At 63.9% G+C, this 14932-nt stretch carries 10 protein-coding genes and 1 pseudogene; 7 read left to right on the forward strand and 4 right to left on the reverse strand.

Annotated features, from left to right (window positions below; genetic code table 11):
* Window positions 1-3 precede the first annotated feature (3 nt).
* A complete protein-coding gene (locus AB3X86_RS28660; RefSeq protein WP_368598619.1) occupies window positions 4-294 on the forward strand; it encodes a contact-dependent growth inhibition system immunity protein in 291 nt (96 codons plus the stop codon).
* A gap of 201 nt (window positions 295-495) precedes the next feature.
* Here AB3X86_RS28660 and AB3X86_RS28665 read toward each other — a convergent pair.
* The 3 genes and pseudogenes from AB3X86_RS28665 to AB3X86_RS28675 form a co-directional block, all read right to left on the reverse strand.
* Window positions 496-1794 (reverse strand): annotated as a pseudogene (locus AB3X86_RS28665) (MFS transporter).
* Window positions 1795-1839: 45 nt separating this feature from the next.
* Window positions 1840-2637 (reverse strand): NAD(P)-dependent oxidoreductase, encoded by a 798-nt coding sequence (locus AB3X86_RS28670; protein ID WP_176105699.1) that lies wholly within the window; start codon window positions 2635-2637, stop codon window positions 1840-1842.
* 364 nt (window positions 2638-3001) lie between these two features.
* Window positions 3002-3823 (reverse strand): alpha/beta fold hydrolase, encoded by an 822-nt coding sequence (locus tag AB3X86_RS28675; protein WP_176105698.1) that lies wholly within the window; start codon window positions 3821-3823, stop codon window positions 3002-3004.
* A gap of 471 nt (window positions 3824-4294) precedes the next feature.
* Here AB3X86_RS28675 and AB3X86_RS28680 point away from each other — a divergent pair, with 471 nt between their 5' ends.
* The 4 genes from AB3X86_RS28680 to AB3X86_RS28695 all read left to right on the forward strand — a co-directional run bounded on the left by AB3X86_RS28680 (window position 4295) and on the right by AB3X86_RS28695 (window position 8100).
* Window positions 4295-5719 (forward strand): cytochrome ubiquinol oxidase subunit I, encoded by a 1425-nt coding sequence (locus AB3X86_RS28680; RefSeq protein WP_368598620.1) that lies wholly within the window; start codon window positions 4295-4297, stop codon window positions 5717-5719.
* Window positions 5720-5741: 22 nt separating this feature from the next.
* Window positions 5742-6746 (forward strand): cytochrome d ubiquinol oxidase subunit II, encoded by a 1005-nt coding sequence (gene cydB / locus AB3X86_RS28685; RefSeq protein ID WP_368598621.1) that lies wholly within the window; start codon window positions 5742-5744, stop codon window positions 6744-6746.
* The gene (locus tag AB3X86_RS28690; RefSeq protein WP_176368228.1) at window positions 6721-6918 is read left to right on the forward strand and encodes a hypothetical protein; all 198 of its coding nucleotides are present in this window, start codon (window positions 6721-6723) and stop codon (window positions 6916-6918) included. The genes cydB and AB3X86_RS28690 overlap by 26 nt, the downstream gene beginning before the upstream one ends.
* 438 nt (window positions 6919-7356) lie before the next feature.
* Window positions 7357-8100, forward strand: coding sequence for a response regulator (locus AB3X86_RS28695; RefSeq protein ID WP_368591670.1), 744 nt, complete (start codon window positions 7357-7359; stop codon window positions 8098-8100).
* A 39-nt stretch (window positions 8101-8139) separates the two neighbouring features.
* Here the strand turns inward: AB3X86_RS28695 and AB3X86_RS28700 are convergent, their stop codons facing one another.
* Window positions 8140-10035, reverse strand: a complete 1896-nt coding sequence (locus AB3X86_RS28700; RefSeq protein ID WP_368598622.1) for an ATP-binding protein — start codon at window positions 10033-10035, stop codon at window positions 8140-8142.
* 395 nt (window positions 10036-10430) lie between these two features.
* Between AB3X86_RS28700 and AB3X86_RS28705 the strand changes: the two genes are divergently transcribed.
* The gene (locus AB3X86_RS28705) at window positions 10431-11222 is read left to right on the forward strand and encodes a hypothetical protein (RefSeq protein ID WP_368598623.1); all 792 of its coding nucleotides are present in this window, start codon (window positions 10431-10433) and stop codon (window positions 11220-11222) included.
* A gap of 268 nt (window positions 11223-11490) precedes the next feature.
* Window positions 11491-14907 carry an alpha/beta fold hydrolase gene (locus tag AB3X86_RS28710; protein ID WP_368598624.1) on the forward strand — a complete coding sequence of 1139 codons (3417 nt, stop codon included), beginning with the start codon at window positions 11491-11493 and terminating at the stop codon, window positions 14905-14907.
* Window positions 14908-14932: the final 25 nt, after the last annotated feature.

A 14932-nucleotide genomic window follows, 5' to 3' on the forward strand; every position in this document is an offset into this window, starting at 1 on the left:
TCTATGCTATCAACCCGCTACCCCAAAATGTATCAGCTGTTTGGTGCATACCTGAATGAGGACTTTGAAATATGGGGAGATACGATTCCCGAAATCATCTCTTGCTACAAGAGAGACTGCCCCCGGGAGAGCCATCTCGAGATGGTTCATGAAATCAATTCATTTATGGGCGAACACCGGGACGATTTGGACTCAGCGTTCAAAGATGCCTATGGTCAAGATTTTTCTCCCAAACTATGGGGCTACACGACCGCCTCATTTCTTGACGAATTAAAGAGGCTTCTCATCGAGTAGTTTGTCCCGGTGCTCCCACATCCTTCTAAGAAGAATTAAAACCGTCTACTGGGCGACTAGTCTGCTTGCCGGCTGCAACACTCACGGCGCGACATCGCCAACTCGAAAACGGCCGCACAACCGACCAAAAAAAACGGCGCCCACCTCATGAGCGCCGTTTCTTTCGCCGGATCGGCCCACACAAGCCGCCCCCACTTCGCCTTACTTCGCCGCCACCGCATCGGACGACACCCACTGCGGCTCCGGCATCTTCTCCGAACTCCTAGCCATCAGACACACCACGACCGCGGCAATCAGATCAAACACCGCCAGCACGACGAATAGCGGGCTGTAGCCGATCTGCGTGACGAGCACACCGAACAGCGTGGTGAACGCCGCGGCGCCCAGATACCCAGCCATGCCGCCCATGCCCGTCGCGGTCGCGACTTCGTGCTTGCCGAACATATCCGACGTGATCGCGTACAGTGCGCCCGACAGCGTCTGGTGCGCGAAGCCACCGACGCACAGCAGCGCCACCGCCATGTACGGGCTTTCGACGAGACCGACGCACGCCGGCCCGATCATGAACAGCGCACCGACCACGAACACCATCTTGCGCGACGTGAACAGCGACACTTTTGCGTACTTGTGAAACAGCGGGCTCAGATAACCGCCGAGCACGCAGCCGATATCGGCGGCGAGGAACGGCATCCACGCGAACATCGCGACTTCCTTCAGGTTCATGTGACGCTCGGTCATCATGTACAGCGGAATCTACGCATTGAACGTTTGCCATGCCGGCTCGGACAGAATCCGAGGAATACCGATCGCCCAGAAATCGCGGCTCGCGAGCATCGCGCGCCAGTTGCTCTTCGGCGTGTTGATGTCATCGTGATGCTTCGCTTCCTGGCCGCTCAGAATGTAGTCGCGCTCGGCGTTGCCCAGCAGCTTCTGGTTGCGCGGATGCTTGTAGACGATGATCCACAGCAAGCTCCACACGATGCCCGCGACGCCGACGATCACGAACGCAAGTTCCCAGCGGCCGTGAAACAGCGCCCACACGACAAGCGGCGGCGCGAGCAGCGCGCCGATCGACGAGCCGATATTGAACCAGCCGATCGCAACCGAACGCTCCTTCGCTGGGAACCACTCGCTCGTCGCCTTCACGCCAGCCGGAATACCCGCCGATTCGGCGAGTCCGAGGAGACCGCGGAACACCGCGAGGCTACGCCAGCCCGTCGCCCATGCCGCCGCCGCGCAAGCCACCGACCACGCCAGCGCGAACACCGCGAAGCCGATCTTGGTGCCGATCGTGTCGAGCACGAAACCGGCGACCGGCTGCATGAACGCATAGCAGAGCTGCCACGCCACGACCACGTGCGCGTACTGCTCGGTCGTGATGTCGAGCTCCTTCATCATCGTCGGCGCCGCGACCGACAACGTGTTGCGCGCCAGGTAATTGATGATCAGGCCGGCCGCGACCAGCGCGACCATCCACCAGCGAATACCCTTGATCTTCACCACTCCATCTCCTCGTGATGCATTGCCCGTCGAACTGCCCGGGACTTAGTCCTTGCGCGAATAGTCGATGCCGACGAAGCCGCCGCCCTGGAAGCGCTGGCCCAGTTCATCGAGCGGATTCGGGCGCGACAGGATGTCTTCGGCGTAGTCTTCGGCGTTCTGCTTCGGCTCGTAGCCGAGACGCGCGGCGCCGACGCTGTTGTCCCACCAGCTGCGCGTATTGGCCGACACGCCCCAGATGGTCATGAAGCCGACCTCTTCCGCTTCGATGCAGCGATCGAGAAAATGCATCAGGTCCTTGTGGCCGAACCAGGTGCTCAGGTGACGCTGCTCGGTCGGACGCTCGAGGCAGCTGCCAATGCGCACGCACACGCTTTCGATGCCGTGCTTGTCCCAGTACATGCGCGCGAGCGCTTCGCCCCACACCTTCGACAGACCATAGAAGCCGTCCGGGCGCAGTTCGCAGTCGAGGCTCAGATGCTCGGTGACCGGATACATGCCGATCGCGTGGTTCGAGCTCGCGAACACGATGCGCTTCACGCCGTTGCGGCGCGCGCCTTCGTAGACTTCGACGAGGCCGCGCAGGTTGTTCTCGATGATCTCGGGCAGCGGACGCTCGACGCTCGTGCCGGCGAAATGGATCAGCACGTCTACGCCGTTCAGCAGACGGTCGACGACCGCCGGATCGCGCAGGTCGCCGTTCATCACGTCTTCGCCTTCGACGAGCGGCGTCAGCACTTTCGAGCCAGCGGCCGAGCGCAACGGCACGCCCCGCGCGACGAATTCAGCCCGTACCACGGAGCCGAGCTGGCCGCCGGCGCCACTCAGGGCAATCTTCTTCATAGGGGTTCCTTTAACTGCGCCGCGCGCGACGTCTACAGAGAACAGACAGCGGTTTGAGCGGCCGGCGGATCGCGCTGTGCGCGTCGCATAACACGCCCGAGTTGTACGATAACGTACTATCGACGATGAACCAGCGGATTTCAACTCCGCATTTACCCTTAAACTACGTAGGACCAGTTTCGCAGCCTCTTAAAAAACAAAGACATACGAATGCCGGATTCATGTGACATCGTATAACCAAAGCTGCTTTTTTGTTCAAGAAGTGGATTCGCCTGACGCCTGCGGTCGCCTGGCATTCGGCGCGGGCGGCGTCCATGCGCCGCCCGCGCGGTCAAAAATCACCTTATTGCGCGTTTCTGATCGCTTAAGCGCCGATGAATTCGAGCAGGTCGGCATTGACCTTGTCGGCCTCCACGGTGCACATGCCGTGCTGGCCGCCCGCATAGACCTTCAACGTCGCGTTCTTGACGATCTCCGCGGTGCGTCGGCCGGCTGCGTCGATCGGCACGATCTGGTCGTCGTCGCCGTGCAGCACCAGGGTCGGCACGTCGATCTTCTTCAGATCTTCGGTGTAGTCGACTTCGGAGAACTGCTTGATGCAGTCGTACAGCCCCTTGATCGAGCCGGCCATGCCCTGGCGCCAGAACGAATCGATCACGCCCTGCGACACCTTCGCGCCCTCGCGGTTATAGCCATAGAACGGCACGGCCAGATCCTTGAAGAACTGCGAGCGATCGTCGAGGACGCCCTTGCGGATGCCATCGAACACATCGATCGGCAGGCCGAGCGGGTTATCGGCGGTCTTCAGCATCAGCGGCGGCACCGCACCGATCAGCACGGCCTTCGCGACACGCCCCGTGCCGTGCCGGCCGATGTAATGCGCGACTTCGCCGCCGCCCGTCGAATGGCCGACCAGCGTCGCGTCCTGCAAGTCGAGATGTTCGATCAGTGCGGCGAGGTCATCGGCGTAGGTGTCCATCTCGTTGCCGTCCCACGGCTGCTCCGAGCGGCCGTGGCCGCGCCGGTCATGCGCGATCACCCGAAAGCCCTTGCTGCCGAGAAACAGCATCTGCGCATCCCACGCATCGGCGGTCAGCGGCCAGCCGTGCGAAAACACGACCGGGCGACCCTTGCCCCAGTCCTTGTAGAAAATCGAAGTACCGTCTTTCGTCCTGATCGTGCTCATCTGCTAACTCCTTGTCGTTGAAGTTTGCCGTCGCCGGCAGGTGGATGAAGCGGAATAACGGAACTACGGAAACGGCCGAATCGTAGAGATAAAAAAATCGCCTGACTAGCGCGCGAGCCGACGAAGTCGGTTTGGATGGATCGATTGTCGGCCGATGACGGGCACCGCTTTCTACCTTGTCGCGCAAGGCCGCGCAACAAGCATTGCTGCAGCGCGGTCGATTGACGCAGCACCCGCAACGACTCACATGCGGCCATGCATCGGCCGCTAAAGGAAACTTGAGACTCATCAACGGCTTGCCTCATCGATTAGCGTATTTCGCATAAAACAAGGCGGTTTTTTGACGCACAGCGCATTGCAACACATTTTGTTTCGATCCCCTACTCTTGCGCCATCTGCCCCGCGCAGTGCGCACCGATATCGGTCGATGCGCGTCATTCCGCTCACGCGGCCATCACGCACAACAGGATCATGAACTCGGCACTATCGGCATTCGATCTCGCGCGCATTCAATTCGCGTTCACGGTCTCTTTTCACATCGTTTTCCCCGCGCTCAGCATCGGTCTCGCCAGCTTCATTGCGGTCCTCGAATGGCGTTGGCTGAAAACCGGCAAGGCCTACTACAAAGATCTTTGTCTGTTCTGGTCGAAGATCTTCGCAGTGGCCTTCGGCATGGGCGTCGTCTCCGGTGTCGTGATGGCCTATCAGTTCGGCACCAACTGGTCCGGCTTCTCGAGTTTCGCCGGGCCCGTCACCGGTCCGCTGCTGATGTACGAGGTGATGACCGCATTCTTTCTCGAAGCGGGCTTCCTCGGCATCATGCTGTTCGGCTGGCAGCGCGTGAGTCGGCGCGCGCACTTCGGCGCGACGCTGATGGTCGCGATCGGCACGCTGATCTCGACCTTCTGGATTCTCGCGTCCAATAGCTGGATGCAGACGCCGCAGGGCTTCGAGGTCGTCGACGGCCATGTCGTGCCGCTCGACTGGTTCAAGATCATCTTCAATCCGTCGTTCCCGTACCGGCTCGCGCATATGGCGCTGGCGGCGTTCATCGTCGCGGGGCTGGTGGTCGCGGCGGTCGGCGCGTGGCATCTGCTGCGCGGCCGACGCGATCCCGCCGTCAAGAAGATGTTCTCGATGGCGCTGTGGCTGCTGCTGATTCTGACGCCGATCCAGGCATTCGTCGGCGATCAGCATGGCCTGAACACGCGCGAATATCAGCCGGCGAAGATCGCGGCGATCGAAGGCATCTGGGACACCGAAAAAGGCGGCACCGCGCTGAACCTGTTCGGCATCCCCGACATGAAGACCGAAACCACGCACTACGCGGTGTCGATCCCGCACCTCGGCAGCCTGATCCTCACGCATAGCTGGGACGGCGAAATCCGCGGCCTGAAGGAATTTCCGCCGCAGGACCGGCCGGATTCGACCGTGGTGTTCTGGAGCTTCCGCATCATGGCCGGCCTCGGCGTGCTGATGATCGCGATGTCGATCGCGGCCTGGGTGCTGCACCGTTGCGGGCGACTATTCGAAGCGAAGTGGTTCCAGCGGCTATGCGTCGCGATGGGGCCGAGCGGCTTCATCACGCTGCTGGCCGGTTGGGTCACCACCGAAGCGGGCCGTCAGCCGTGGGTCGTGTACGGCGTGATGCGCACGTCGCAGGCGGTGTCGCCGCTGACCACGCAGCAGGTCGGTCTGTCGCTGATGACGTTCGTGGCCGTCTACTTCCTCGTGTTCGGCACCGGCATCTACTACATGCTGAAGCTGATGCGCTCGGGTCCCGCACTGCCTGGCGGCAAGCCGCACGACACGCCGCACGACACGCCGCAGCCGACGCCCGCACAGACCGCGCGCCGCCCGCTGTCCGCCGCCGATCGGATGATCGACGTCGTCTAACCCACGCTACGAGAGAAAGAATATGGACGTAACCGTCGTTTGGGCCGCGATCATCGCGTTGGGCCTTTTCATGTACGTCGTGCTGGACGGCTTCGACCTCGGCATCGGCATCGTCTTTCCGTTCTTCCCCGACGAGAAAGAACGCGACCTGATGATGAACACGGTCGCGCCAGTGTGGGACGGCAACGAAACCTGGCTCGTGCTCGGCGGCGCCGCGCTGTTCGCGGTGTTTCCGGTCGTCTACTCGACCGTGCTGTCAGCGCTCTATCTGCCCCTCGTGTTCATGCTGGTGTGCCTGATCTTTCGCGGCGTGTCGTTCGAGATCCGCGCGAAGTCGCGTCGCACGAGGCACCTGTGGGACCTCGCGTTCATCGGCGGCTCGGCGGGCGCGACGTTTTTCCAGGGCATCGTGCTCGGCGCTTTCCTGCAAGGTATTCCGGTCGTCGATGGCGCGTATGCCGGCGACGCGTTCGGCTGGCTCACGCCGTTCAGCCTGCTGACGGGCCTCGGGCTCGTCGCGACCTACGCGCTGCTCGGCTGCTGCTGGCTCGTCGCGAAGACCGAAGGCGACCTGCAGCGCCGGCTGCATCGCGTGGTCTGGCCGCTGACGCTGGTGCTGCTCGGCTTCATCGTGCTCGTGAGCCTATGGACGCCGCTGATGGATGCGGGCATCGCGCAACGCTGGTTCCATGACGGGATCTTCTATCGTCTGCTGCCGGTGCCGTTCCTCGTCGCGATCTGCGCGTTCTTCATGCATCGCGCGGTGCGCGCGCGCCACCACAACACGCCGTTCGTGCTCGCGCTGGCGCTCGTGCTGCTCGGCTATCTCGGGTTGCTGGTGAGCCTGTGGCCGTACGCGATTCCGTCGAGCCTCACGCTATGGGAAGCCGCCGCGCCACGCACGAGCCAGACGTTCACGCTGGCCGGCGCGGCGGTGATCCTGCCGATCATCGTCGCCTATACGACGATGGGTTACTGGGTCTTTCGAGGTAAGGTGCGTCATGGCGACCAACATCACTACCACTGAAAAGCTGAGTGTCCGCGCGTCGGCTCCGGCTGCCAATGCGGCAGCGCCCGGCCGCAAGCTGCCGGGCTGGCTCTGGTTCATCGCGCTCTGGTGCTTCGGCGTGGCCGCGGCGATGTCGCTCGGTTTCGCCTTCAAGCTTCTGATGAAAGCGACGCTGTTTGCGGTCAGATAGCGGCGCGCGAACCCGTGTCGATCCAGTGGGCATAACCTCTCGGATCGCCCGCCAGCGCTTCAAAAAAAGCTGCGCACGGCTCGTCTACGTAGCAAGCCGGAACCTATGCGCGGGAGACCTGCCTTAACATCACGAAGCGCATCGAACGATGCCGGCAGCCGGCCATGCGCGTCGCAGCCCTGCTGAGCGGCGCGCGGCACGGCAAGGGAGCGGGACCCTGGCGAGTTGGAACGATGCCGGATGCGAATCGCAGCACGAGAGAACGGCAATCGGATCGGCTCGTCCGGGGTCCCTGAGATCGACCAAGAAGCGCGGAAGACCGGCCATGATGTGTGTCATGAGTACCGCAGTTATTTACGCTGCAAGTGCGCAGCCCGCAACGGCGGAATGCGCATCGGCGGCAGCCCTCAACGGACTGGCTCGACTCGCGGAGACATCATGAAGTTTCTTGTAGCCGACGACCATGAACTGATCCGGCAAGGCGTCAAAGGCATGCTGCGCGGCTTCGATCCCGACGCCCAGTTCGACGAAGCCGACAGCTGGGAAACCCTTGCGACCGCCGCACGCCCCGACGCCAATCACGATCTGGCGATCGTCGATCTGCATATGCCGGGGATGAGCGGCGCGACGTCGCTCGAATCGCTGCTGAAGGCGAATCCGGCGCTGCCGGTCGTGGTGCTGTCCGCTGAAGAATCGCCCGACGAGATGCGCGCGGTGCTCGCGGCCGGCGCGCTCGGCTTCGTGCCGAAGCGCCAGCCCGCCAGCGTGATGCTGAAGGCAATCGAACTGGTGCTGTCCGGTGGCGCTTATGTGCCGATGGAAGCGCTGAGTCTGCTCGGCACGCGCGAGACGCAGGCGGCCGGCTGCGCGGGTGCAGAAGCGGATGCATCGGCAGCAGCGCCGCCCCCGAGCGCCGCCGCGCAGACCGAACCGCTCAGGCCGGTGCCGTCGCTGCAGCCGCACCAGCAGCATTTGCTGGAGAATCTGTCACCGCGTCAGCAGGACATCATGCGGCTCGTGCATCGCGGCTGGACCAACAAGATGATCGCGCGCGATCTCGGCGTCGCCGAGGGTACCGTGAAGGTGCATCTGTCGGTGATCTTCCGCGCGCTCGGCGTGCATAACCGCTCGACGGCGATCGCGGTAATCAATGGATGGCTGGAGGCGGGGAAAACGCTGTAGCGCTGCGCCGCAGCGCCAACCGTCGCTGATTCCGCGTTGCTAAGGCTGCGTTTCGCTTTGCGCCCCGGAGCCCGCTTCCGTTTGCGGCGAGCCGCCCCCCACGCGCGACTGCGCTGAACCAACCTGTGCCGCCCCGTCTCCCAACACTACTGGGCCCGCCAGCCGCCCCTTGTCGAGTTCCGTCTGCTGCCACAGCATTTCCAGCGTGCGCCGCAACCGCGCCGGCGTCACCGGCTTGTGCAGCACTGGAATTCCCTGCAACGCGAGCGCCGCCAGCTCCGCCGACGCCATATCGCCGGTGATCAGCAGCGTGACCACATTGCCGTGCCCCTCGCGCGCGAGCGCGCCGCGCATCGCGCTCAGCGCCTGCGCGCCGGTGCGACGATTGGCGAGCTGGTAGTCGCACAGCACCGCGTCGGGCACGAAGCCGTCCGCGAGCGCGGCGAGCGCACCGGCTTCGTCGCGCGCGCCGCGCACCTCGCAGCCCCAGCGCTCGAGCAGGCTCGCGAGGCCTTCGAGTATCGACGGCTCGTCGTCGATGCACAGCACGCGCCGCCCCAGCGAAGCCGGGCCGCGCGCAACCGAATCGTTCAGACTCGCGACGATGCCGCTCGCGTCGCCCGCCTGCACCGCAAAGCGAAACACCGAGCCGCGCCCCGGCGCCGAGCGCAGCTGCAACTCGCCGCCGAGCAGGCCGACCAGCCGCCTGACGGTCGGCAATCCGAGCCCATGCCCCTGACGCGCGTCGCGCTGCGGATTCTCGACCTGGTAAAACTCCTCGAAAATGCGCTGATGCTCCTCCGGCGCAATGCCGACGCCCGAATCGCGCACCTCGATATAGCCGCCCTTTTGTCGCCCCGCGCGCCGGAAGCCGAGCCAGATCGCGCCTTGCTCGGTATAACGCACCGCGTTCGACAACAGATTGCTCAACACCCGTTCGAGCAGCACAGGATCGTCGTAGACGACCATCGAAGTCGGCGCGATGCGCAGCGCGAGCCCCTTCGCCGCGGCCTGCGGACGATACTGGCTGCCGACCCGCTCGAACAGCTCGGAGAGCCGGAAGTGCAACCGGATCACCTGGGTCACCCCGCTTTCTAGCCGCGCGAGATCGAGCACCTGGTTGAACAGCTGATTGAGCGCCTCGACGTTATAGACGATGTGCCCGGCCGTCTTCGCGTGCTGCTCGGGCGTCGCCGCCGGGTCGTTCAGCGACGCCGCAAGCAGGCCGATCGCATGCAGCGGCTGGCGCAGATCGTGGCTCGCCGCCGCGAAAAAGCGCGTCTTCGCGAGACTCGCTTCCTCGGCGACGCGCTTTTGCGCGGCCAGCGATTCCGCGAGGTACTGCTGATCGACACGCGCCTGCACGACCTGGCGAAACAGCTTGCGATAGCTCATCGCGTACACGTTGATCGCGCAGAAGAAGAACGCGAGCACGATCGCGAGAATCGTGCGATCGAACGTATGCGAACCGAAATGCAGCACGATCGACGGCAGCAGCAGAAACGGAATCGACGTCGAAAAATTGAGGAGATCGAACCCATTCGACATGAACACGCCGGCCGCGAGCGTCACCAGCAGCACGGTATGCAATAGCGGCAGATCGGTTTGCGGACTCTGGAACGCGAACCACACCGCGAAGCCCGGTCCGCTGTAAAGAAGCACGCCACGCAGCGCGTGCAGATAGATCCAGTCGCGCGGCGACGCCAGCTGCGGGTAGCGGCGATTGCAAATCCACAGCGCGAGGCCCGCGCAATTGGCGAGCGCATAAAAAAGGAAGCACGCGATAAACAACGGCGGCGCCGGCACATGCGGCCAGTAGATGGCTACCAGCACCGCGATCGAAAACCAGTGCGAAAAGAACGCGATCGGGTCCTGCGCGTAGAGCACGCGCACGAGGTCTTCGTCGATGGCACGCTGGATCGGGTCGGCCCGCATGGGGCGCTCTCCTCTGTCGATCGGCGTTAGCGCTTTAGCGCCTGATCCGATCCCACGCAGTTTGATCGCGGGGGCATCGCAACTTCGTTGAGACGAAGCACTGGCCAAGCGGCGGTGCCCCGGGAAAACCGCGGGTCGAACCGGGCGACCAAACGCGCCGCCCGCGCGGTTCATTCTACGGCGAATGCGCACGCTTCAGGCGAACCGTCGGCAATCCGTCAGAAGGTTTACCCGGCAGTTTACCCATCAGCTAACACTTCTTCCATATAGGCGAAGGCCTTGCCGCGAACCATACTGCATTCACGTTTCAGCGCGGCATCACAGGCAACTTCCCCGCTTCGCGGTCCACGCGCCGCGGCTCACCGCGCTCCCTGCCAACCGTGACGGAGGTTTCCATGGGCGCAGTCCCGAGCTACGAGTTCGCCCGCCAACTCGACGACGCGATCCTGCCGGACCTGTGGCGCAAACGCACCCGGCTCTCCGCGGACGAAATGGTGTCGATGGTCGAACTGGTCAAGCGCGCGTTGCGGACCTATCACCCGCTCGAACTGCAGGCGCTCGGCGAGGACAAGGAAGAACTGGTCGCGCAGTTCATCTACGCGAAGGTGTTGCGCCTTGCGCCCGGCCACACCGAAACGAACGCCTGCGCCGACAGCGCGCCGTCCAACAGCTACGCGGTGTGCGCGTATTTCCGCCGCTATCTGATCGACTGCCTGCGCAGCGCGTGCCATCAGCGCAACGTGTCGATGGAGACCGAGGGCGTCGCGCAGGAAATCGATCTGCACGCGCACGCGCTCGAAGACCCGGTGGAAAGCGTGCTGCTGCAATACGGCCTCGACGAACAGCAGGTGCGGCGCGCGGCGCGCGAGTTCATCGAAGGGCTCGACGAACCCGAGCGGATCGTGCTGGCCGGCAGCCTCGGCTGGTGCTCGGAAGGCAAAGGCGGGCTTTCGGCGGTGGCGGCGCAGCATCGAGTGCCCTCTTATCACTATCGCGCCGTCAAACTCGGCGTCACGATGAAAAAGACGGCCGGCGCCGCGGAATTTTCCAACACCAAGATCGGCCGCTGGCTCACCGACGCGCTCGGCATCGAGATCGACGTCGACAACCGCGCGGCGATTCTGGTCGCGCTGAATCTGCTCGCGGCGGAATCGAGCGATAGCGAATGCAATGAAGTGGCCGCGTAATAGTTCGGAGAACCAACAGGCCACATAAGAAGCGGAGTAAGAGCGCATGCCCGTACGGCCAGGTACACCCGGCAATGGCCGGCCGGTCATGCCGCCCTGAACGTCGCACGCTACGACTTCGGCGCGCCCCTTCATGGCGCGCATTTTTTGCATTCGCTTTTTTTGCAGCGATATTCCGCCTACGATAAAAAAGCTGCCGCAGCACGCCGTCTTTGTTCCGAAGCCGCGCTTCCTTTCCCCGCATCCGATTCCAGACGAGGTGGTCCTGATGAACCGCTTATCAAGCGCGCCGACGGCGCTGCAACGGCATTACGAGGTGGTGGTGATTGGTTCGGGCTACGGCGGCGCGATCGCCGCGAGCCGCATGGCGCGCGCGGGCCGTCGCGTATGCGTGCTCGAGCGCGGCCGCGAATTCATGGCCGGCGAGTATCCGCGCACGCCCGTACAGGGCGTCGAGAATATCCAGTACAACACGGCCGAGGCGCAGATCGGTTCGCCGCTCGCGTTGCTCGAAGTGCACGTGAACGAGGACGTCAACGCGGTGGTGGGCTGCGGGCTCGGCGGCACGTCGCTGATCAATGCGAACGTCGCGCTCGAGGCCGATCCGCGCCTGTGGGACGACCCGCGCTGGCCCGCCGCGCTGCGCGCCGACAAAGCCGGACGCGACGACGGCTATGCGCTCGCCCGGACAATGCTGTCGCCGTCGCCGGTCCCCGACGACTTCCCGCCGCTGCCGAAGCTGCAGGCACTCGAAAAATCGGCGCAGGCGCTCGGCATGGCGGACCGCTTCAGCCGTCCGCCGATCACGGTCACGTTCGAGACCGGCCCAAACGCGGCGGGCGTCGAGCAGCAGCGCTGCGTCGGTTGCGGCGATTGCAACTCCGGTTGCAACTACGACGCGAAGAACTCGACCCACATGAACTATCTGCCCGACGCGGTCGCCCACGGCGCGCAGATTTTCGCCGGCACGGCCGTGCATTCGGTGCTGCGCGATCCCGACACCCAGCAATGGAAGGTCAACTTCCAGCTCGTGAAGCTCGGCCGCGAAAGCTACGACGCGCCCGATCTGTTCGTGCTGGCCGATATCGTCATCGTCGCGGCGGGCACGATCGGCTCGACCGCGCTGCTGCTGCGCTCGCGTGCCACCGGCTTGAGCACGTCGGAGATGCTCGGCCAGCACTTCACCGGCAACGGCGACGTGCTCGCCTTCGCGTACAACACGAAGGACCCGATCAACGGCGTCGGCTGGGGCGAGCACAAGCCAGGGCAGATTCCTCCGGTCGGGCCGACCATCACCGGCCTGATCGACAATCGCGCCGCCGAGAAAAACGTCGGGGATGGCTATGTGATCGAGGAAGGCTCGCTGGCCGGCCCGGTCGGCGAAGCGCTCGTCGGCATGCTCGGCGCGGTCGCGCCGCTCGAAGGCGTGGATGCGGCCGGCGCCCCGTCGCTGCTCGAGCGCATGGCCTACGACGCGCGCGCGATCGAGAGCCTGATCCGCGGCCCGTACCACGGTGCGCTCAATCACACGCAAAGCTACCTCGTGATGGCGCACGATGACGAAAGCGGCCGCATCAAGATCGGGGATAAAGGCCGTGCGCGCATCGAATGGAAAAACGCGGGACGCCAGCCGATCTTGCAGACCGTCGAGGACGTGCTGATTGAGGCGACCAGGCCGCTCGGCGGCAAATATCTGCGCAACCCGATTTCGACGAAGATCGCCGGCCGGCGCACCGTGACCGTGCATCCGCTCGGCGGCTGCGGCATGGCGGAGGACGCCGCGCATGGCGTGGTCGATCATCTGGGCCGCGTGTTCAGCGGCACGGACGGCGCCGCGGTGCACGACGGTCTCTACGTGATGGATGGCGCGGTGATGCCGATGTCGCTCGGCGTCAATCCGCTCCTGACCATCTCCGCGCTCGCCGAACGCAACTGCGCGCTGCTGGCCAAAGCGCACGACTGGTCGATCGATTACGCGTCGAAGGGCACCGCCGCCACGCCGCCCGCGCAGAAGATCGGCCTGCGCTTCACCGAGACGATGGTCGGCACCTACACGCCCGAGGTGGCGGGCGAAGCTGCAAAGAGCCAGATCGAATTCACGCTGACGGTCGAGTCCGACGATCTCGCCGACATGCTGAGCAACCCGAATCACCTCGCGCGCACCGCCGGCACGCTGACCTGCGGCGCCCTCTCCGCACAACCGCTGACGATCAGCGACGGCACGTTCAACCTGTTCGTCGTCGACAAGTCCGACGTCGACGAGCGCAACATGAACTACCGGATGACGCTCGACGCGGCCGAAGGCAACACCTGGTACCTGACCGGCAGGAAGATCATCACGCGCACGTCGCCGATCAACCTATGGGAGCAGACCAACACGCTGTATGCGGAGATACGCGCGTCGAATAACGACGATGCGCCCGTCGTGGGCACCGCCACGCTCGTCATCACGCCGGAGAACTTCCTCAAGCAGCAGCGCACGCTCGAAGTCACGCACGCGCCCGACCTGAAGACGCGCCTCGAATGGACGCTGAAGTTCGGCAAATTCTTCGCGGGCGTGCTGTTCACCGAATACGGCGGCATCGCCGCGCCGCTGCAGTTCTACGATCCCTACACGCCGCCGCGCGCCAAGCGCACGCTGCGCGCGCCGGCGCCGCAGATCACCTACTTCGATACACCGGACCGCACGCGGCTCAAGCTCACGCGCTACTTCGATCCCGACGCGGACAAAGAGTCGAAGCCGATCCTGCTGATCCACGGCTCGGGCGTCTCGAGCCGCATTTTCTCGACCGATCTGATATCGACCAACCTCGTCGAATATCTATACGCGTCGGGCTACGACGTATGGCTCGTCGATCTGCGCGTCAGCATCGAACTGCCGAGCGTGCTCGTGCCGGCCAACGTCGACATGGTCGCGCGCGAGGACATTCCCGCCGCGGTCGCGAAGATTCGCGAGGTGACCGGCGCGCCGAACATCCAGGTACTCGGCCACTGCCTGGGCGGCCTCGCGCTCAGCATGTCGCTGCTATATGGACTCGAGGGCGTGCGCTCGGCGGTGATTTCGCAGGTGTCCGCACATCCGGTTCCGGGCACGCTGCAACGGATCAAGGCCGGCTTGCATATTCCCGACCTGATGCAGCATCTGCGCATCCGCGACCTCACTGCCTATACGCAGGAAGATTCGTGGCCCGCGAACCTGTTCGACGAAGCGCTGCGTCTCTATCCGGTCGATCACGACGAGGGCTGCGGCAATGCGATCTGTCATCGCGCGACGTTCCTGTATGGCCTGCTCTACGAGCACGACAAGCTGAACGAGACGCTGCATGCGAACCTGCAGGAACTGTTCGGCATTCACGACATGGCCGTGTTCCAGCATCTGGCCACGATGGTGCGCGCGGGCCATGTCGTCGATGCGCGCGGCGACGACGTGTATCTGAGCGGTGCAAACGGCGTGAAAGGACTCGAGGGCATGCGTCTGCCGATCGGCTTCATTCACGGGGAGAAGAACGAAACCTATCTGCCGGTCAGCACCGAACGCACTTACGACCTGCTGCGCGAGCGCTTCCCCGAGCAGCCGTACGAGCGGCATCTGATTCCGGGCTATGGACATATCGACTGCATCTTCGGCAAGAACGCGGCGGTCGACGTTTATCCGCTGATCGTCAGCTATTTGAACGCGCACTGACGGCGCGGCATCGCCGATGCACCGT

Origin of the sequence: Paraburkholderia sp. BR14374, assembly GCF_040948685.1 — a bacterium.
Lineage (GTDB): Bacteria > Pseudomonadota > Gammaproteobacteria > Burkholderiales > Burkholderiaceae > Paraburkholderia > Paraburkholderia youngii.